This window comes from Pseudomonas sp. 1 (assembly GCF_056626735.1).
This window is the reverse complement of record NZ_JBWXMQ010000003.1, coordinates 46,268-64,890: the sequence shown is the minus strand read 5'-3', so window position 1 is coordinate 64,890 and position 18,623 is coordinate 46,268. Positions and strand designations below refer to the sequence as shown.

The following is an 18,623-nucleotide window of genomic DNA, read 5'->3' as shown; positions in this document are numbered from 1 at the left end:
GTCATAGCAACCGACAACGGCCAACCATGCGCACCAGTCAATTTTTGCTCGCCACACAGAAAGAAACGCCTTCCGACGCGGTCGTGATCAGCCATCAGCTGATGCTGCGCGCCGGCATGATCCGCAAACTCGCCTCGGGCCTGTACACCTGGCTGCCGATGGGCTTGCGAGTGATGCGCAAGGTGGAAGCCATCGTTCGCGAAGAGATGAACGCCGCCGGCTCTCTGGAAGTGTTGATGCCGAGCACCCAACCGGCCGAGCTGTGGCAGGAATCGGGACGCTGGGAAGAATACGGCCCTGAGCTGCTGCGCATCAAAGACCGCCACGGTCGTGATTTCTGCGCGGGCCCGACCCACGAAGAAGTGATCACCGATCTGATGCGCAACGAGTTGAGCAGTTACAAACAGCTGCCGATCAACCTGTACCAGATCCAGACCAAATTCCGTGACGAAATCCGTCCACGCTTCGGCCTGATGCGCGGTCGCGAATTCATCATGAAAGACTCGTACTCCTTCCATGCGGATCAGGCGTCGCTGCAGGTCACCTATGACCGCATGCACGAAGCGTACTGCAACATCTTCACCCGTCTGGGCCTGAAGTTCCGTCCGGTGGAAGCCGACAACGGTTCGATCGGCGGTGCCGGTTCCCACGAGTTCCACGTGCTGGCCGAGTCCGGCGAAGACGATATCGTTTTCAGCAACGGTTCCGACTACGCCGCGAACATCGAGAAAGCGGAAGCCGTACCGCGTGAAACCTCGCGTGCCGCGCCAAGCGAAGAGCTGCGCCTGGTCGACACGCCAGACACCAAGACCATCGCGGCCCTGGTGGAAAAATTCGGTCTGCCGATCGAAAAGACCATCAAGACCCTGATCGTGCACGCCGAAGAAGAAGGCAAGCTGATCGCGCTGATCATCCGTGGCGACCACGAACTGAACGAAATCAAGGCTGCCAACCAGCCAGGCGTTGCCAGCCCGCTGGTCATGGCTTCCGATGCCGAACTGCGCGACGCCATTGGCGCCGGCGCCGGTTCCCTCGGCCCGCTGAACCTGCCGCTGCCGATCATCATCGACCGCTCGGTCGAGCTGATGAGCGACTTCGGCATCGGTGCGAACATCGACGACAAGCACTACTTCGGCGTGAACTGGGAGCGTGATCTGCCGGTTCCGACCGTGGCCGACCTGCGTAACGTCGTGGCCGGCGACCCGAGCCCGGACGGCAAGGGCACCCTGGAAATCAAGCGCGGCATCGAAGTCGGGCACATCTTCCAGCTGGGCAACAAGTACAGCAAGGCGATGAAGTGCGAAGTGCTGGGCGAGAACGGCAAGCCGGTGACCCTGGAAATGGGTTGCTACGGCATCGGCGTTTCCCGCGTGGTGGCCGCCGCCATCGAGCAGAACAACGACGAGAACGGCATCATCTGGAGCGACGCCCTGGCACCGTTCCAGATCGCCCTGGTACCACTGCGCTATGAAACCGAGCTGGTGCGCGAAGCCACCGACAAGCTGTACGCGGAACTGACCGCGGCTGGCTTCGAAGTGTTGCTGGACGACCGCGACAAGAAAACCAGCCCGGGCATCAAGTTCGCGGACATGGAGCTGATCGGCATTCCGCACCGGATCGTGGTCAGCGATCGCGGCCTTGCCGAAGGCAACCTGGAATACAAGAGCCGTACCGAAGGCCAGGCGCAAGCGCTGCCGGTTGCCGACGTGCTGTCCTTCCTTCAGGCCCGTATCCGCCGCTGAAACCAGATAGAGACGTCATGTTCAAGCGAAACACCTTAGGCCTCGGTGGTGCCGCCCTGTGCGGCACCCTGCTGGTCAGCGGCTGTGCCAATCACATGTCGCAACGCAGCGAGCACGAGGAACGTGTCGAGCGCAAACTGCTCGATCACAGCCTGCAGATCGATGTCGGCGAGCCCAAGGTGCTTGAGCTGCCGCAACGGCGGGTGAAGATCAACGAACAGAAGACCTTCGAGGTCACCGAGTTCGAGGTCACGCGCCATTACGACCGTTACACGCCTTACCAGCCATGGCGGGAGATCTACGAGATTCCGCTGGGCGCGGTGGCGGTGGTCGGCGGCATCGGTGCGAACGTGGTCAACGTGTTTGCCCTTGGCAATCTGCCCGACAGCGTGACCCGTGACTGGCTCAGTTACGGTTTCGCCGGGCTCAACCCGTTCATGAACGTGCAATCCAATGGTCGCGCGCAACAGAACTTGGCCGGTATCGACGAAGTCCAGCGCGACAAGCGCACGGAGTATTCGAGCCTGCCGTGGAGCGAGCGCCCGGTTCAGATCAAGGCCGGCAAGCAGACCTTCGACATGACCACCGATCGCCACGGCGTGCTGCGTCTGAACCTGCTGGACAGCCCGTTCGCCGAAAACGACCTCAATCATGTAGGCAAACTGCAGATCATTGTCGAAGACAGCAAGGACGACGTGCACTCCGATTCGTCTTTGGCGATCAGCACTCACCTGCGCGGCAAGTTGCTGGAGGCTCACGCACTGATCTACGACGATCTGGAAGACGACGAAGTGAGCCAGTGGGTGCACCGGGTCAAGCGTCTGTCGGAACTGGGTCTGGAAGAAGAAGCCAGTGAGCTGGAGCAAAGTCTGATCGAACTGACCCGCAACGATCCCGAGTTGCAGACCGAGTTCCTCAAATCCCTGACCCGGGATGCGGGGCGCCTGGTGGCGGATCCGGGGCCGAACTGAAGACCCCGAAAAAATGCCCGAACCTGCTTCGGGCATTTTTTTGTCCGCTTATCGCTCGAACAACTCCATTTGTTCGAACCCGCCGCGCAAATCCTCCAGCCGCACGCCCACTCCTAATAGCCGTACCGGTTTGCCACCGCGGTTGAACGCCTGCGTCAGCATCAATTGGTAACTGCCCAGATCCCGCCCTGCCCCGGCCTGCTCCAGCGTGGTCTGGGTGAAATCGTGAAACTTCACTTTGACGAATGGCTTGCCCGGTCGGTAACTGCTGTCGATTCGCGCCATGCGGGTTTTCAGGGTTTCCAGCAATTCCGGAAGCTTGTCGAGGCAACTGCGCAGATCCGGCAGATCGACGTCGTAGGTATTTTCGACGCTGATCGACTGACGGCGGCTGTCGTTGTGCACCAACCGCTCATCGATCCCACGGGCCAGACTCCACAAGCGCTCGCCGAAACTGCCGAATTCCCGCACCAGCGCCAGCTTGTCCCACTCGCGCAACTGCAGACAGTCACTGATACCAAGCCTGCTCAACTTGTCGGCCGTGACCTTGCCCACCCCGTGCAACTTGCTTACCGGCAGGCCACTGACGAAGTCTTCGACCTGGTCCGGGGTAATCACGAACAAGCCGTTGGGCTTTCTCCAGTCGCTGGCGATCTTGGCCAGAAACTTGTTCGGCGCCACACCGGCGGAGACCGTGATGTGCAGTTGATTGGAAACCCGGCGACGAATGTCCTGGGCGATGCGCGTGGCGCTGCCGCCGAAATGCGCGCTGTCCGAGACGTCGAGATAGGCCTCGTCCAGCGAAAGCGGCTCGATCAGGTCGGTGTAATCGCTGAAGATCGTATGAATTTCCTTCGACGCCTCGCGATAGGCATCCATTCGCGGCTTGACGATGGTCAGGTCCGGGCACAGCTTCAAGGCATGCCCGGACGACATCGCCGAGCGAACGCCGTAAGCCCGCGCCTCATAGTTGCAGGTGGCGATCACCCCGCGCCTGTCCGCCGAACCACCGACCGCCAACGGCTTGCCGGCGAGGCTCGGGTCATCCCGCATCTCGATGGCGGCGTAGAAACAGTCACAGTCGACGTGGATGATTTTTCGCTGAGTCATGACAGAAAAGGAAACATGGCGAGCCGGACCGGCAGTATCTCACTGACACCTGTATATAGCACCAGTGGTATGAATGTTCTTTTCAGTTTGTAGGCAAAGGACTTTGAATTTATTTACTCAATCGAAAACCAATCCCCAATAGAGCTGAAACCCTTGCCCTGTCTGCCCTGCGCTCAATGAAAAGACCGTCCGTCAGCGCTAACCGATTGAAGCTCAACAGGTTTTATCCGAATTGAAGGTTGACACCACGGCATTCCTCTGTAGAATGCCGCCACACAGACGCGGGATGGAGCAGTCTGGTAGCTCGTCGGGCTCATAACCCGAAGGTCGTCGGTTCAAATCCGGCTCCCGCAACCAAACATCAGAAAAGGCCAATCGAAAGATTGGCCTTTTTTGTGCGCTTCGGTTTTTTCGGATCCAGTCGAACATTCCGGAAATCGTTCCGATTCCGAAACTTAGCGCTTCCCCTGCGACCGTTTGCCGCGATTGCACACTTATTTGACCCTTCACGGGATTATCGGTTGACACCCCGCCGTTCGCCTGTAGAATGCCGCCACACAGACGCGGGATGGAGCAGTCTGGTAGCTCGTCGGGCTCATAACCCGAAGGTCGTCGGTTCAAATCCGGCTCCCGCAACCAAACATCAAAAAAGGCTACTCGAAAGAGTGGCCTTTTTTGTATCTGTGGAAAAAGTCCTTTCGCAACAATGATCTGTCACTGTGCAGTGAACCGTTCAGGATCTTCAGTCCCGCCAGGTTGCGACTATGCTTGAAGTCGCAGGCAAGGCGTCTGCAATCCAGGAGCTGCCCTCGCCGATACCCGGTGAGAGGCGTAGTATTTTGTGATTATTTTTTTCTACAGGGATTGGTAACTTGGCTGGATACCTCCATCCTGTCGCGCACAATCCAAGAGGTGATTGATGCGCGCCAACTCGTCTGATTCACAAGACACCGTCACAGCGAACCCACCGATCAAGCCTGAGCGTCTGCGCCTGCTGGATCGGATCAGCAAATACCGGCAACCGATCGGTCTGGCGGTCACTTTGCTGCTGTTCGCCATCGCGCTGATTGCCTGTCGCCATCTGCTCAGCGAACTCGATCTCGACGCACTGCACGACTCGATTCTCGAGGTGCCGAAACCGGCCCTTCTCGGCGCCCTCGGTGCGACAGTCATCGGCTTCATCATTCTGCTCGGCTACGAATGGTCGGCCAGTCGATATGCGCGCGTGACGCTGACACCGAAAACCCTGGCTCTGGGCGGCTTCACCGCGTTTGCCATCGGCAATGCCATCGGCCTGTCGATGCTGTCCGGTGGCTCGGTGCGTTACCGTCTATATGCAAGGCATGGCCTGGGCGCTTCCGAAGTCGCGCACATGACCCTGTTCGCCAGCCTGTCGCTGGGCTGCGCCCTGCCGCCACTGGCCGCCCTTGCGACCCTGAGCAACCTGCCGGCCGCCTCACAGGCACTGGGACTGTCCGAGACCTTGTTGGGTACGATTGCCGGCGTGGTGTTGCTGCTCGGTGCGATTCTGGCCATCGGCATCTATCGCCGTCGCCTGCCGGAGCAACCTTATCCGGACAACCTGCTGGTCCGGGCCGGTCGTCGCACCCTGCGTCTGCCGGGTCGTCGCCTGACGTTCCTGCAACTGGTCATTACCGCCCTCGACGTCGCCGCCGCTGCAACCGTGCTTTATCTGCTGCTGCCGCAAGCACCGCCCTTCGGTGCATTCCTGTTGGTCTATCTGCTGGCACTGGCGGCCGGTGTACTCAGCCACGTTCCGGGTGGTGTGGGTGTTTTTGAAGCGATTCTGCTCGCTGCGTTCGCCGACAAACTCGGCGCCGCGCCGCTGGCTGCCGCCCTGCTGCTGTATCGCCTGATCTATGTAGTGCTGCCGTTGCTGGTGGCCTGCGTGCTGTTGCTGCTCAACGAAGGCCAGCGCCTGTTTCAGTCGCAGACCATGCGTGCAGCGTCCGGTCTGGCGGCACCGATCCTCGCGGTGCTGGTGTTCCTGTCCGGCGTGGTGCTGCTGTTTTCCGGCGCGACGCCAGAGATCGACACTCGTCTGGAGCACATCGGTTTTCTGATTCCTCACCGTCTGGTCGACGCCTCGCACTTTGGCGCCAGCCTGATCGGCGTGCTGTGCCTGATGCTCGCTCAAGGCCTGCGTCGCCGGTTGTCGGCGGCATGGATGCTGACCACCATTCTGTTGCTGGTGGGCGCCCTGCTCTCGCTGCTCAAGGGTTTCGACTGGGAAGAGGCAACTCTGATGACCCTCACCGCCGCGCTGCTGGGGGTGTTCCGTCGTTCGTTCTATCGCCCGAGCCGTCTGACCGAATTGCCGTTCTCGCCGCTGTATCTGGTGGCCAGCCTGTGCGTACTCGGTGCTTCGACCTGGCTTTTGCTGTTCGCTTATCAGGACGTTCCGTACAGCCATCAACTGTGGTGGCAGTTCACCCTCGACGCCGACGCCCCGCGCGGTCTGCGCTCGCTGCTCGGTGCCGCCGTGTTGTTGCTGGTGATCGCCCTGACCTGGCTGCTGCGCACCGCTCGCCCGGTGATCCACTTGCCGACACCCGATGAGCTGGAACGCGCCTCGAAAATCCTGATGGCCTCTTCGCAACCGGACGGTGGCCTGGCCCTGACCGGCGACAAGGCGCTGCTGTTTCACCCCAATGATGAAGCCTTCCTGATGTATGCCCGTCGCGGCCGCAGTCTGGTGGCCCTGTACGACCCGATCGGCCCCGGCCAGCAACGGGCCGAGATGATCTGGCAGTTCCGCGACCTGTGCGACATCCATCACGCCCGCCCGGTGTTCTATCAGGTGCGCGCCGAGAACCTGCCGTACTACATGGACATCGGCCTGACCGCGATCAAGCTGGGCGAAGAAGCCCGGGTCGATCTGCATCGCTTTGACCTGGAAGCCAAGGGCAAGGAGATGAAGGACCTGCGCTACACCTGGAATCGTGGCACCCGCGATGGTCTGTCGCTGGAAATCCATGAGCCGGGCCATGCACCGATGGATGAGCTCAAGGTGATTTCCGATGCCTGGCTCACCGGCAAGAACGTGCGCGAGAAAGGCTTCTCCCTCGGCCGTTTCAGCGACGATTACCTGAGGCATTTCCGCATCGCGGTGATTCGCTTCGAAGGCCGCCCGGTGGCGTTCGCCAACCTGCTCGAGACCTACAGCCATGATCTGGCCAGTCTCGACCTGATGCGCGCGCACCCGGACGCCCCCAAGCTGACCATGGAATTCATGATGGTCGGTCTGATTCAACACTATAAGAGTCACGGATACGCGCGCTTCAGCCTGGGCATGGTGCCGCTGTCGGGGTTGCAACCCCGGCGCGGGGCACCGCTGACCCAGCGTCTGGGCTCGATGGTTTTCCGCCGTGGTGAGCAGCTGTACAACTTCCAAGGCTTGCGCCGCTTCAAAGACAAGTTCCAGCCTGACTGGGAACCCCGTTATATGGCCGTGCCCGCCGGACTCGATCCGCTGGTGGCGCTGGCCGACACTGCTGCCCTGATCGCGGGCGGCTTGACTGGATTGGTGAAACGCTGATGATTCAACGCTCCCTGAAGTACATCCTGGTCGCACTGCTGGTGCTGGCCGCGATTGCCGGTGGCGGTTTCTGGTACCTCAAACGCCCGGCACCGGAACCGACCCTCGAACAGCTCACCCCGGCCGATGGCGCCGCCATGACCCGGGTCATCCCCGGCACCAAGCCCAAGGCTCAGGTGTTGGTGGCAGTCAACGACGACCAGAAACTCAGCGACAAGCAACTGAGCACCCTGAGCCGCAGCGCCTCGGCGCAGATCGTTCAGGTGATTCTGCCCAAGGACTGCCTGCTGCAGAGCCGCGCCCTGCAAGCCGGCCTGCGCGAACTGAACGGCCCGGCGACGCTGGTCAGCGGCATCGGCCCCGGCGCCGTGCTGGCGTGGCGCTGGTTGTCCGAACAGAAAGACGACAAGGCCCAGGCCGTCTCCGTCGACCTGGCCCTGGAAAAACCCGGCTGCACCCATCTGCTGCCAAAATCCTCCGCCCACGGCCACTGGCTGGTGGCGTGGAACGACAACCCGGACGACACCAGCGCCGGTTTCGTGCGCGATCAACCAAACGCCGAAACCAGCATCAGCGACTACGACATCAACCTGCCGCAAGTGCTGAACAACGAACTGCGCAAGATCCTCGTCGGCGGCGACAAGGCCAACGGCGGCCTGCAGATCCCGGTGGTGGAAGTCCCGGCCGGCCAGGCCAAGGACACCGTGACCCTGTTCCTGTCCGGCGACGGCGGCTGGCGTGATCTGGACCGCGACGTGGCCGGTGAAATGGCCAAGATCGGCTACCCGGTCGTCGGCATCGACACCCTGCGCTATTACTGGCAGCACAAGAGCCCGGAACAGAGCGCGCTGGACCTGACCGAACTGATGCAGCACTACCGCCAGAAATGGGGCACCAAGCGCTTCATCCTGACCGGTTACTCGTTCGGCGCCGACGTCCTGCCGGCCATCTACAACCGCCTGCCGGAAACCGAGCAGCAACGCGTCGACGCAATCATCCTGCTGGCCTTCGCCCGCACCGGCAGTTTCGAAATCGAAGTCGAAGGCTGGCTCGGCAATGCCGGCAAAGAAGCCGCCACCGGCCCGGAAATGGCCAAGCTGCCACCGGCCAAGGTCGTGTGCATCTACGGTGAAGAAGAAACCGACGAAAGCGGCTGCACCGACAAGACCGCGGTGGGCGAAGCGGTGAAGCTGCCTGGCGGCCACCACTTCGACGAGAACTATCCGGCGCTGGCCAAGCGCTTGGTGGATCTGATCGAGAAGCGCCAGAACACGGCGCAGGTGGCGGAAGAGTGATCTGAAGCGCCCCCCAAAAAAGCCCCCGCAACTTCGCAGTTGCGGGGGCTTTTTCACTCAATGCTTGACTCTTCATGAAATTGAAAACGCCAGGCGTCCACATTCCATAAAACGTGGACACCTGCTTCATTGGCCTTTTCGAGTCGTCAACTCCACATTCATCTGCCGCATCAAAGACGCGCAAAACCTCCATCAACATTGAATTTCGTTTACGTCTGGTGTCGCAATATCAGATGACGTCCGCATACCTTGTAGGCAAACTCCTAATCTCCTGCTTGAGCACTTTGCCGCCCTATTGCGCTGTTTTCCGACGGGATACTCTCCAGAGGTCGCTGACCCTTTCAGCGATCGGGTGTGGTAACCCGGATAAACCAGCGCAACAGCACCCTCATCACAATCACAGACACTTTCAAGCCTGTGATTTCGAGTTATGGCAGCTGTGCGTGGGACGCCTTCGGGCGTGCCGGTTTCCTTGGTTCCCGGTTTACCACCCTGCGTACAGCTGCCTCCCTTTCGTGTGGTAACGGAAGTCGCAGCTCCTCGAACCAAGGAGTAACACCATGACCGAAACGAAATCGCCGTCCCCCGCAGATCTCACAACAATCGGCTTCACCTCTTTCCTCTACAGCTCGGATCAGGCGTTACTCAACGTTCGCTCCGGCGTCCCGATCGTCGAAGCACTGTCCCAGGCTTCAGACCTATTGTTCCTCGCCAAATCCTTCGCCGAGGATGCCGCCTACGACAAGGAGAGCGACCGTCACGCCTGGGCCGCGCACTACCTGACGATAATCGGCAAAGCCTTGGTCGACGACGTGATGAAGGCCCTGATGCCGCGACCCGCGAGAACGAAAACCGAGTCTGAAGCAGAGTTGCCCAAAAGCATGTAACGGCATAAAAACGAAAAAGCCCCGCCAGCCAAAAGGCTGACGGTGGCCTTTTGTTCAGAGGCGCCTTTCAGCAGCGCCATACACCTCTTCGTCACGTCGAGCCCCCACCGCAACGATCAACACCTGGATGGCCCGGCCATCAACTCTATAAACGATTCGCGTGTCGCCCGTTCGAATTCGTCTGCACCCCGCAAGACTGGCTCTCAGAGGCTTGCCACTTTTATCCGGCTCGCCGTGGATGATCCGTTCTTCGATCACATCCAGTATCCGGTTGGCAGCTGCTGATCCCAATTGATCAAGATCCCCTTGGACTTCCGGATGATAAATCACTCCCCAAACCATCCAGCGCTCCCTTAATCCTTCCGGGCGTACCTTGCCCGCATATCCTCATGGCTGACAGCCTTGGTCTGATCAAAATTGCTCAGACGTTCGCGGGCTGCCGCTTCAATGCGAAGGTCCTCAAGTTCATCCAGCATTTCCTGATAGGCCTGCACGTTGATGATGACCGCTGCCGGTTGATTGTCCTTGAAGATGACCAGACGCTCAGTGGCACGACTGGAAATCTCCTTGAGCTTCGCGCTGAAGCTCCTGACCATGGCAGTCACGGAAATTGCTTGGTCAGCACGCTCTAATAATGCCGTCATAATCACCTCTCACTCACATGCTGATGCGTACGTTAATGCACAAAGTATTGTGCTGAATTAAACATAGTGCAACTTGCTGTTTCCACTATCCGACCAAGCACTCCAACCGGACACGCACAAAAAAGCCCCCGACAGCCACAAGGCTGACGGGGGCTTTCAGTTCAGACGGAGCCTACATCTCCACCTGCGTCCCCAATTCAATCACCCGGTTCAGCGGCAGATTGAAGAACCGCAGGTTCCCGTTGGCGTTCTTCAACATGAACGCAAACAGCGCTTCACGCCAACGGGCCATGCCTTCGAGTTTCGAGGCGATGACCGTTTCGCGGCTGAGGAAGTAGGTGGTGCGCATCGGGCTGAAGTCCAGGTCGTCCAGATGACACAGCTTCAGCGCCTGCGGCACGTCCGGCTCGTCAGTGAAGCCGAAGTGCAGGATCACCCGGAAGAAGCCTTCGCCGTGGGCCTCGACTTCGAAACGGCGCGATGACGGCACACGCGGGATGTCTTCGTAGACCACGGTCAGCAGCACCACTTGTTCATGCAGCACCTGGTTGTGCAGCAGGTTGTGCAACAGCGCATGCGGCACCGCGTCGGAACGGGCGGTGAGGAACACGGCTGTGCCCTGAACGCGATGCGGCGGCTGCACGCGGATGCTGCTGATGAAGATCGGCAGCGGCAGCGCGCCTTCGTCCAGGCGCTCGACCAGCAGTTGCTTGCCGCGCTTCCAGGTGGTCATGAGGATGAACAAGGCGATACCGGCGACCACCGGGAACGCACCGCCCTGGACGATCTTCGGCACGTTGGCGGCGAAGTACAGACCGTCCACCAGCAGGAAGCCGATCAGCACCGGCACGGCCAGCACCGGCGGCCATTTCCACAACAGCAACATGACCGCCGATACCAGAATCGTGGTCATCAGCATGGTGCCGGTTACTGCAACACCATAGGCCGAGGCCAGTGCGCCGGAGGATTCGAAGCCCAGCACCAACAGGACAACGCCGACCATCAGCGCCCAGTTCACCGCGCCAATATAAATCTGGCCCTGCTCGTCGCTGGACGTGTGCTGGATGTACATACGCGGAATGTAACCAAGCTGAATCGCCTGACGGGTCAGGGAGAACGCGCCGGAAATCACCGCCTGGGACGCAATGACGGTGGCCAGGGTCGACAGACCGACCAGCGGAATCAGCGCCCAGCCCGGCGCCAGCAGGTAGAACGGGTTGCGCGCCGCTTCCGGGTTGTCCAGCAGCAAGGCGCCCTGTCCGAAGTAGTTAAGCACCAGCGCCGGCAGCACCAGCAGGAACCACGCCCGGGCGATCGGCTTGCGACCGAAGTGGCCCATATCGGCGTACAGCGCTTCGGCACCGGTCAGCGCCAGCACCACGGCGCCGAGAATCGCCACGCCCATGCCGGTATGCACCATGAAAAAGCGCACGGCCCAGATCGGGTTCAGGGCCTTTAGCACTTCCGGGGAATGGCTGATGCCGTACACGCCCAGAGCGCCGAGAACGAGGAACCAGGTGACCATGATCGGCCCGAAAAGAATGCCGATCCGTGCTGTGCCATGGCTCTGGATCAGAAACAGCCCGACCAGCACCACCAATGACAACGGCACGACCCAATGGTCGATCCCGTCAAATGCCAGGCCCAGACCCTCGATGGCCGACAGCACAGAGATCGCCGGGGTGATCATGCTGTCGCCATAGAACAGCGCTGCGCCGATCAAGCCGCAGACCACCAGCAGCGAACGCAATTTTCTGCGCTCCCCCGCTGCCCGCCGTGCCAGTGCGGTGAGCGCCATGATGCCGCCCTCGCCCTGGTTGTCGGCACGCAGCACGAACATCATGTATTTGATCGACACGACCCAGATCAGCGACCAGAAGATCAACGACAGAATGCCCAGCACTCCGTCGTGGTTCACCGGTACGCCGTAACCGCCGGAAAACACTTCTTTGAGGGTGTACAACGGGCTCGTGCCGATGTCGCCGTAAACTACCCCGACTGCCGCGACCAGCATACTCAGCGGCTTGGTGGCCGAACCTTCGGCGCCTGCCGCATGACTACTTGCCTGACCCATCCAACACTCCTACTTCTCAGAACCGGCTTCTTGAATGAAGCACTATGCTTTGTGGTGCAGCATGCGCTGTTTTACCTGCTGTTACAGACGTTTTGTTGACTGTAAAAAATTGGTAAAGCTCAACGGCGCGAAGCATAGCGCAGCACTCGTCGTATTTCCCTGCATAAAGCTGGTCAAGTGCGTTGCTCATCGCTAGAATTGCGCACTTTTTGATCAGAGGCGCACTTCAAGCGCCCGTCCGTCGGCTTCCGCCATCAGGCAAGCGACGTCACAAAACACCGAGGTTAGACATGTCCACCACTCCTGCGCCGGCCAATCCAAAGGTTGGCTTCGTTTCTCTGGGTTGCCCGAAAGCACTGGTCGACTCCGAGCGCATCCTGACCCAGCTGCGCATGGAAGGCTATGACGTGGTGTCCACCTATCAGGACGCCGACGTGGTCGTGGTCAACACCTGCGGCTTCATCGACTCGGCCAAGGCCGAATCGCTGGAAGTCATCGGTGAAGCGATCAAGGAAAACGGCAAGGTCATCGTGACCGGCTGCATGGGCGTGGAAGAAGGCAATATCCGTGACGTGCACCCGAGCGTGCTGGCCGTCACCGGTCCGCAGCAGTACGAGCAAGTGGTCAACGCGGTGCACGAAGTCGTGCCGCCGAAGCAGGATCACAACCCGCTGATCGACCTGGTGCCGCCGCAAGGCATCAAGCTGACCCCGCGTCACTACGCGTACCTGAAGATTTCCGAAGGCTGCAACCACAGCTGCAGCTTCTGCATCATCCCGTCGATGCGCGGCAAACTGGTCAGCCGTCCGGTCGGCGACGTGCTCGACGAAGCCCAGCGCCTGGTGAAATCCGGCGTGAAGGAACTGCTGGTGATTTCCCAGGACACCAGCGCCTACGGCGTTGACGTCAAATACCGCACCGGTTTCTGGAACGGCGCGCCGGTGAAAACCCGCATGACCGAACTGTGCGAAGCGCTGAGCACCCTCGGCGTCTGGGTCCGTCTGCACTACGTTTACCCGTACCCGCACGTCGACGAGCTGATCCCGCTGATGGCCGCCGGCAAGATCCTGCCGTACCTGGACATCCCGTTCCAGCACGCCAGCCCGAAAGTCCTGAAGGCGATGAAACGCCCGGCGTTCGAAGACAAGACCCTGGCGCGGATCAAGAACTGGCGCGAGATCTGCCCGGACCTGATCATCCGTTCGACCTTCATCGTCGGCTTCCCCGGTGAAACCGAAGAGGACTTCCAGTACCTGCTGGACTGGCTGACCGAAGCCCAACTCGACCGCGTCGGCTGCTTCCAGTACTCGCCGGTCGAAGGCGCACCGGCCAATGACCTGAACCTGGATATCGTTCCGGACGACGTCAAGCAGGATCGTTGGGAGCGCTTCATGGCACACCAGCAGGAAATCAGCTCGGCCCGTCTGCAAATGCGCATCGGCCGCGAGATCGAAGTGCTGGTGGACGAAGTCGACGAGCAAGGCGCAGTCGGCCGCTGCTTCTTCGATGCCCCGGAAATCGACGGCAACGTGTTCATCGACAATGGCAGCAACCTCAAGCCGGGCGACAAGGTCTGGTGCAAGGTGACCGACGCCGACGAGTACGACCTCTGGGCCGAACAGATCTAAGCGCGAAAAATACAGAAAGCCCCGCTCTCTTTTACGAGATGCGGGGCTTTTTTACGGCTATCGTTTGGGGTGGGAAGGACTCCCTCATCCATGACAAAGAGGCTATCGGGCATGCGTCACCACTCGGTCATCCACACGCCGAAACTCAGCGATTATCAGGAACTGACCCGGGTCTGGGAGGCCTCGGTGCGCGCGACTCATGATTTCCTGCCGGAATCCTACATCGAGCTGCTGAAGAATCTGGTGCTGACCCGCTACCTCGACGCAGTGATGCTGATCTGCACCCGCGACAGCCACCAGCGCATCACCGGATTTGCCGGGGTCGCCGCGGGCAAGATCGAAATGCTGTTCATCGACCCGGCGCATCGCGGCCAGGGCCTTGGCAAGAAACTGCTGAAGTACGCCATGGAGCACCTGAATGCTGACGAACTGGACGTCAACGAACAGAACCCGCAGGCCCTGGGGTTTTATTTCAAGCAAGGGTTCGAGGTGATCGGCCGCTCGGAAGTCGATGGCATGGGCCAGCCCTATCCGCTGTTGCATATGCGTCTGAAACAACCGGAGCAGCGCGCGGTACGCGGCTAAAAGCCACACGGCGCAAATGCAATCGGGCTTAACCGGCCCCAGGCAGGTACAATGCCCACCCCTTTTTTGTTACGGCCCCTGTCATGACTGACCCGATTCGCCTCTCCAAACGCCTCATCGAACTGGTCGGTTGTTCCCGCCGCGAGGCCGAGCTGTTCATCGAGGGCGGCTGGGTCACCGTGGACGGCGAAATCATCGACGAGCCGCAATTCAAGGTCGGCGACCAGAAAGTCGAGCTCGACAAGGACGCCAAGGCCACCGCGCCGGAGCCGGTGACCATTCTGCTCAACGTGCCGGCCGGCATGGATGTCGACACCGCCATGCAGTCGCTGAATGCCGACACCCTCAGCGAAGAGCACCGCTACGGCAAGCGTCCGCTGCGCGGGCATTTCCTGCGCCTGACCGCCAGCGCTGACCTGCAACCCAAGGCCAGCGGCCTGCTGGTGTTCACCCAGGACTGGAAGGTGCTGCGCAAGCTCACCGCCGACGCGGCCAAAATCGAGCAGGAATACGTGGTCGAAGTCGAAGGCGACATGGTTGCCCACGGCCTCAATCGCCTGCAGCACGGCCTCACCCACAAGGGCAAGGAGCTGCCGCCGGTCAAGGCCAGCTGGCAGAACGAAAACCGCCTGCGCTTCGCCATGAAGAACCCGCAGCCGGGGATCATCGCCCAGCTCTGCGAAGCGGTTGGCCTGAAGGTGATGGGCATCCGCCGCATCCGCATCGGCGGCGTGTCCATCGGCAAGGTGCCGGTCGGCCAATGGCGCTACCTGTCCGGCAAAGAGAAATTCTAAGGCTCGCAAGCCACCCTATATTTCCGGCACCGCGCCCGCGCGATGCCCACAGCGAACAAACAGGATTGCACACATGGTTCACAATGACGTTCTGCGCAGCGTGCGCTACATGCTCGACATCAGCGACAAGAAAGTGGTCGAGATCATCAAACTCGGCGGCCTGGACGTCACGCTTGCCGATGTCGTGACCTACCTCGACAAGAAAGAAGAAGACGAAGAAGGCTTCGTGCGCTGCCCGGACGAAGTCATCGCGCACTTCCTCGACGGTCTGGTGATTTTCAAGCGCGGCAAGGACGAGAGCCGTCCGCCGCTGCCGATCGAAGTGCCGGTGACCAACAACATCATCCTGAAAAAGCTGCGCGTGGCCTTCGAACTGAAAGAAGACGACATGCACGCGATCCTCAAGTCGGCCGATTTTCCGGTGTCCAAGCCTGAGCTGAGCGCGCTGTTCCGCAAGGTCGGCCACACCAACTACCGCCCGTGCGGCGATCAGTTGCTGCGCAATTTCCTCAAGGGCCTGACCCTGCGCGTTCGCGGCTGATTTTTTTGCAAAAACAAAACGGCGACTTCGGTCGCCGTTTTCATGCATGCCCCTCCATTCCTTCCAAAAATAGTGGCTCCGCTTTTCGCGGCCGGCGACTAGGGTGTACTGAACCCTAGCCCTCAGGATTCGCCATGCACCCGTATTTCTCCCTGCAAGGCCGCACCGCCCTGGTGACCGGCGGCACCCGTGGTATCGGCAAAATGATCGCCAAGGCCTTTGTCGAAGCCGGCGCCCGCGTGTACGTCTGCTCCCGTGACGCTGAAGCCTGTCATCAAACCGCTGAAGAACTCAGTGCCGTGGGCACTTGCCTGGGCGTGGCGGCGAATCTGGCGACGGAAGAAGGCGTAAAAGAACTGGTCGCGCGACTGGGCGAGCAGATCACTCATCTGGACATTCTGGTGAACAACGCCGGCACCACCTGGGGCGCTCCGCTGGAGAGCTACCCGGTCAAGGGCTGGGAAAAGGTCATGCAACTAAACGTGACCTCGGTGTTCAGTTGCATCCAGCAATTTCTGCCGTTGCTGCGCAAATCCGGCTCGGCGGCCAATCCGGCGCGGATCATCAACATCGGTTCGGTGGCGGGGATCTCGTCTTTCGGTGAACAGGCCTACGCCTATGGGCCGAGCAAGGCTGCTCTGCATCAACTGTCGCGAATTCTCGCCCGGGAACTGGTGAGCCAGCACATCAACGTCAACGTCATCGCGCCGGGGCGTTTCCCGAGCAAGATGACCCAGCATATCGGCAACGATCAGCAGGCACTGGCCGAAGACACCGCGCTGATCCCGATGAAACGCTGGGGCCGTGAAGAGGAAATGGCGGCGTTGGCGATCAGCCTGGCGAGTACTGCCGGGGCCTACATGACCGGGAATATCATTCCGCTGGATGGCGGATTCAGTCTTTAGGTCGGCGATCCGGCCTTCGCGAGCAAGCTCGCTCCCACACTTGGAATGCGTTTACCTGTGGGAGCGAGCTTGCTCGCGAAGAGGCCAGGTCTGACACCACCAGACTTGAAGCCTGCCGGGTTATCATGCCCGCCCTGCTCCGCTTCGAATGCAAACCATGACTTACAGCGTCTCCCCCATCGGCTTTGTCCGCTCCTGCTTCAAGGAGAAGTTTGCCATCCCGCGCCAGCCGCAACTGGCCCCCGCCGCCCGTGGCGTGCTGGAACTGGTAGCACCGTTCGATCAGGGCGACGCAGTACAGGGGCTGGAGCAGGTCAGTCATGTCTGGCTGCTGTTCCTGTTCCATCAGGCACTGGAAGAAAAGCCGCGCCTCAAAGTCCGCCCTCCGCGCCTGGGTGGCAACAAGTCCATGGGCGTGTTCGCCACTCGCGCCACGCATCGGCCGAACGGCATCGGCCAGTCAGTGGTGAAGCTGGACAAAGTCGAGGCCAATCGCCTGTTCATCTCCGGTATCGACCTGCTGGATGGCACGCCGATTCTCGACATCAAACCCTACGTGCCCTACGCCGACATCATTGCTGACGCGTCCAACAGCATCGCCAGCGCTGCGCCGCAGTTGATTGACGTGCAGTGGACGGACTCGGCGCTGAAACAGGCGCACACACACGCTCAACGCCTCGATGAACCTTTAGTGGCGCTGATCGAGCAATGCCTGGCCCAGGACCCGCGTCCGGCGTATCAGACGCCCGCGCCCGAACGCGAATACGGCGCGCAGTTCTGGGATCTGGATGTGCGCTGGCATTACCCCACGCCGGAGCAGATTCGCGTCCTGGAAGTGGTTCCCGCCGCTGACTGAACCCCGAAAACGAAAAAGCCCGCGCTGCCTTCTCAGGCAACGCGGGCTGATCGTTCCCACGCTCTGCGTGGGAATGAATCCAGTGACGCTCTGCGTCACCTATAAACAGCTTACTTCTCGACGAATGCACGCTCGATCAGGTAATCACCCGGCTCACGCATACGCGCCGAAATCTTCAGGCCAAAGCTGTCGAGCACTTCGCTGGTCTCGTCGAGCATGCTCGGGCTGCCGCAGATCATCGCGCGGTCGTCCTGCGGGTTGATCGGAGGCAGGCCGATGTCGCGGAACAGCTTGCCGCTGCGCATCAGGTCGGTCAGACGGCCCTGATTCTCGAACGGCTCGCGGGTGACGGTCGGGTAGTAGATCAGCTTGTCACGCAGCGCTTCGCCGAAGAACTCGTTCTGCGGCAGGTGCTCGGTGATGAACTCGCGGTAGGCGACTTCGTTGACGTAACGGACACCATGAACCAGGATCACTTTCTCGAAGCGCTCGTAGGTTTCCGGGTCCTGGATCACGCTCATGAACGGCGCCAGACCGGTGCCGGTGCTCAGCAGGTACAGGTGCTTGCCCGGGTTCAGGTCGTCCAGCACCAGAGTGCCGGTCGGTTTCTTCGAGATGATGATCTCGTCGCCTTCCTTCAGGTGCTGCAGCTGGGAGGTCAGCGGACCGTCCTGCACCTTGATGCTGAAGAACTCGAGATGCTCTTCCCAGTTCGGGCTGGCGATCGAGTAAGCGCGCATAAGCGGGCGGCCGTTTGGCTGTTGCAGGCCGATCATCACGAACTGACCGTTCTCGAAGCGCAGGCCCGGATCGCGGGTGCACTTGAAGCTGAACAGAGTGTCGTTCCAGTGATGAACACTGAGGACACGCTCGTGGTTCATGTTGCTCATGTACGTGGGACTCCTGGAGATTGATCTGCGCCTGCCCGGCTCGCGTTGAAGGATGCCGACGGTGCGCAATTGCATCGCATTCTAATAGCGCCGACAATATCTGTTAACTGGATTATTAAGATAAGGGTTATCGGTTATATCG

The 18,623-nt window shown here is 60.4% G+C and carries 16 protein-coding genes and 2 tRNA genes; 13 read left to right on the top strand and 5 right to left on the bottom strand.

Features of this window, described 5'->3' with window-relative positions; genetic code table 11:
- Positions 1-26 precede the first annotated feature (26 nt).
- Both AC1MDC_RS05770 and AC1MDC_RS05765 read left to right on the top strand, forming a co-directional pair.
- Positions 27-1,742 carry a proline--tRNA ligase gene (locus AC1MDC_RS05770; protein WP_085697401.1) on the top strand — a complete coding sequence of 572 codons (1,716 nt, stop codon included), beginning with the start codon at positions 27-29 and terminating at the stop codon, positions 1,740-1,742.
- Between the two features lie 17 nt (positions 1,743-1,759).
- Positions 1,760-2,713 carry a hypothetical protein gene (locus tag AC1MDC_RS05765; RefSeq protein ID WP_085697400.1) on the top strand — a complete coding sequence of 318 codons (954 nt, stop codon included), beginning with the start codon at positions 1,760-1,762 and terminating at the stop codon, positions 2,711-2,713.
- A 48-nt stretch (positions 2,714-2,761) separates the two neighbouring features.
- Here AC1MDC_RS05765 and dinB read toward each other — a convergent pair whose 3' ends face one another.
- Positions 2,762-3,823: a DNA polymerase IV gene (dinB, locus tag AC1MDC_RS05760; RefSeq protein ID WP_085683305.1), complete on the bottom strand. Its 1,062-nt coding sequence runs from the start codon at positions 3,821-3,823 to the stop codon at positions 2,762-2,764.
- A gap of 280 nt (positions 3,824-4,103) precedes the next feature.
- On the opposite strand from dinB, the gene AC1MDC_RS05755 reads away from it, so the two are divergent.
- The 5 genes from AC1MDC_RS05755 to AC1MDC_RS05735 all read left to right on the top strand — a co-directional run bounded on the left by AC1MDC_RS05755 (position 4,104) and on the right by AC1MDC_RS05735 (position 9,564).
- A tRNA-Met gene (locus AC1MDC_RS05755) sits at positions 4,104-4,180 on the top strand.
- Between the two features lie 205 nt (positions 4,181-4,385).
- A tRNA-Met gene (locus tag AC1MDC_RS05750) sits at positions 4,386-4,462 on the top strand.
- A 280-nt stretch (positions 4,463-4,742) separates the two neighbouring features.
- Positions 4,743-7,382: a bifunctional lysylphosphatidylglycerol flippase/synthetase MprF gene (gene mprF, locus AC1MDC_RS05745; protein WP_085702629.1), complete on the top strand. Its 2,640-nt coding sequence runs from the start codon at positions 4,743-4,745 to the stop codon at positions 7,380-7,382.
- Positions 7,382-8,677, top strand: coding sequence for a virulence factor family protein (locus AC1MDC_RS05740; RefSeq protein WP_085697398.1), 1,296 nt, complete (start codon positions 7,382-7,384; stop codon positions 8,675-8,677). Before mprF ends, AC1MDC_RS05740 begins: the two co-directional genes overlap by 1 nt.
- A gap of 560 nt (positions 8,678-9,237) precedes the next feature.
- Positions 9,238-9,564 (top strand): DUF3077 domain-containing protein, encoded by a 327-nt coding sequence (locus AC1MDC_RS05735; protein ID WP_085697397.1) that lies wholly within the window; start codon positions 9,238-9,240, stop codon positions 9,562-9,564.
- Between the two features lie 54 nt (positions 9,565-9,618).
- Here the strand turns inward: AC1MDC_RS05735 and AC1MDC_RS05730 are convergent, their stop codons facing one another.
- The 3 genes from AC1MDC_RS05730 to AC1MDC_RS05720 all read right to left on the bottom strand — a co-directional run bounded on the left by AC1MDC_RS05730 (position 9,619) and on the right by AC1MDC_RS05720 (position 12,222).
- Positions 9,619-9,906, bottom strand: coding sequence for a type II toxin-antitoxin system RelE family toxin (locus AC1MDC_RS05730; protein ID WP_007954964.1), 288 nt, complete (start codon positions 9,904-9,906; stop codon positions 9,619-9,621).
- A gap of 11 nt (positions 9,907-9,917) precedes the next feature.
- Entirely contained in the window at positions 9,918-10,208 is a 291-nt protein-coding gene (locus AC1MDC_RS05725) for a Phd-YefM (protein WP_085697396.1), read from the bottom strand.
- Between the two features lie 172 nt (positions 10,209-10,380).
- The gene (locus tag AC1MDC_RS05720) at positions 10,381-12,222 is read right to left on the bottom strand and encodes a potassium transporter Kup (protein WP_480392767.1); all 1,842 of its coding nucleotides are present in this window, start codon (positions 12,220-12,222) and stop codon (positions 10,381-10,383) included.
- Positions 12,223-12,572: 350 nt separating this feature from the next.
- Between AC1MDC_RS05720 and rimO the strand changes: the two genes are divergently transcribed.
- The 6 genes from rimO to tsaA all read left to right on the top strand — a co-directional run bounded on the left by rimO (position 12,573) and on the right by tsaA (position 17,591).
- Positions 12,573-13,910, top strand: a complete 1,338-nt coding sequence (rimO, locus tag AC1MDC_RS05715; RefSeq protein WP_085697394.1) for a 30S ribosomal protein S12 methylthiotransferase RimO — start codon at positions 12,573-12,575, stop codon at positions 13,908-13,910.
- 111 nt (positions 13,911-14,021) lie between these two features.
- Complete coding sequence (locus tag AC1MDC_RS05710) at positions 14,022-14,495, top strand: GNAT family N-acetyltransferase (RefSeq protein ID WP_041475157.1); 474 nt, start codon at positions 14,022-14,024, stop codon at positions 14,493-14,495.
- A gap of 83 nt (positions 14,496-14,578) precedes the next feature.
- Complete coding sequence (locus AC1MDC_RS05705) at positions 14,579-15,289, top strand: rRNA pseudouridine synthase (protein ID WP_085697392.1); 711 nt, start codon at positions 14,579-14,581, stop codon at positions 15,287-15,289.
- A gap of 73 nt (positions 15,290-15,362) precedes the next feature.
- The gene (locus AC1MDC_RS05700; protein WP_085697391.1) at positions 15,363-15,830 is read left to right on the top strand and encodes a YehS family protein; all 468 of its coding nucleotides are present in this window, start codon (positions 15,363-15,365) and stop codon (positions 15,828-15,830) included.
- Between the two features lie 134 nt (positions 15,831-15,964).
- Positions 15,965-16,735 carry an SDR family oxidoreductase gene (locus tag AC1MDC_RS05695; protein ID WP_227234621.1) on the top strand — a complete coding sequence of 257 codons (771 nt, stop codon included), beginning with the start codon at positions 15,965-15,967 and terminating at the stop codon, positions 16,733-16,735.
- A gap of 157 nt (positions 16,736-16,892) precedes the next feature.
- Positions 16,893-17,591: a tRNA (N6-threonylcarbamoyladenosine(37)-N6)-methyltransferase TrmO gene (tsaA, locus tag AC1MDC_RS05690; protein WP_480392651.1), complete on the top strand. Its 699-nt coding sequence runs from the start codon at positions 16,893-16,895 to the stop codon at positions 17,589-17,591.
- Between the two features lie 110 nt (positions 17,592-17,701).
- On the opposite strand, the gene fpr is transcribed toward tsaA, so the two are convergent.
- Positions 17,702-18,481: a ferredoxin-NADP reductase gene (fpr, locus tag AC1MDC_RS05685; RefSeq protein ID WP_085702623.1), complete on the bottom strand. Its 780-nt coding sequence runs from the start codon at positions 18,479-18,481 to the stop codon at positions 17,702-17,704.
- Positions 18,482-18,623: the final 142 nt, after the last annotated feature.

What these genes read in the sequence shown, in the direction of transcription:
- AC1MDC_RS05770 (WP_085697401.1), top strand. Translation starts at nt 27, where the DNA reads ATGCGCACCAGTCAATTTTTGCTCGCCACACAGAAAGAAACGCCTTCC.
- AC1MDC_RS05765 (WP_085697400.1), top strand. Translation starts at nt 1,760, where the DNA reads ATGTTCAAGCGAAACACCTTAGGCCTCGGTGGTGCCGCCCTGTGCGGC.
- dinB (WP_085683305.1), bottom strand. Translation starts at nt 3,823, where the DNA reads ATGACTCAGCGAAAAATCATCCACGTCGACTGTGACTGTTTCTACGCC.
- mprF (WP_085702629.1), top strand. Translation starts at nt 4,743, where the DNA reads ATGCGCGCCAACTCGTCTGATTCACAAGACACCGTCACAGCGAACCCA.
- AC1MDC_RS05740 (WP_085697398.1), top strand. Translation starts at nt 7,382, where the DNA reads ATGATTCAACGCTCCCTGAAGTACATCCTGGTCGCACTGCTGGTGCTG.
- AC1MDC_RS05735 (WP_085697397.1), top strand. Translation starts at nt 9,238, where the DNA reads ATGACCGAAACGAAATCGCCGTCCCCCGCAGATCTCACAACAATCGGC.
- AC1MDC_RS05730 (WP_007954964.1), bottom strand. Translation starts at nt 9,906, where the DNA reads ATGGTTTGGGGAGTGATTTATCATCCGGAAGTCCAAGGGGATCTTGAT.
- AC1MDC_RS05725 (WP_085697396.1), bottom strand. Translation starts at nt 10,208, where the DNA reads ATGACGGCATTATTAGAGCGTGCTGACCAAGCAATTTCCGTGACTGCC.
- AC1MDC_RS05720 (WP_480392767.1), bottom strand. Translation starts at nt 12,222, where the DNA reads ATGCTGGTCGCGGCAGTCGGGGTAGTTTACGGCGACATCGGCACGAGC.
- rimO (WP_085697394.1), top strand. Translation starts at nt 12,573, where the DNA reads ATGTCCACCACTCCTGCGCCGGCCAATCCAAAGGTTGGCTTCGTTTCT.
- AC1MDC_RS05710 (WP_041475157.1), top strand. Translation starts at nt 14,022, where the DNA reads ATGCGTCACCACTCGGTCATCCACACGCCGAAACTCAGCGATTATCAG.
- AC1MDC_RS05705 (WP_085697392.1), top strand. Translation starts at nt 14,579, where the DNA reads ATGACTGACCCGATTCGCCTCTCCAAACGCCTCATCGAACTGGTCGGT.
- AC1MDC_RS05700 (WP_085697391.1), top strand. Translation starts at nt 15,363, where the DNA reads ATGGTTCACAATGACGTTCTGCGCAGCGTGCGCTACATGCTCGACATC.
- AC1MDC_RS05695 (WP_227234621.1), top strand. Translation starts at nt 15,965, where the DNA reads ATGCACCCGTATTTCTCCCTGCAAGGCCGCACCGCCCTGGTGACCGGC.
- tsaA (WP_480392651.1), top strand. Translation starts at nt 16,893, where the DNA reads ATGACTTACAGCGTCTCCCCCATCGGCTTTGTCCGCTCCTGCTTCAAG.
- fpr (WP_085702623.1), bottom strand. Translation starts at nt 18,481, where the DNA reads ATGAGCAACATGAACCACGAGCGTGTCCTCAGTGTTCATCACTGGAAC.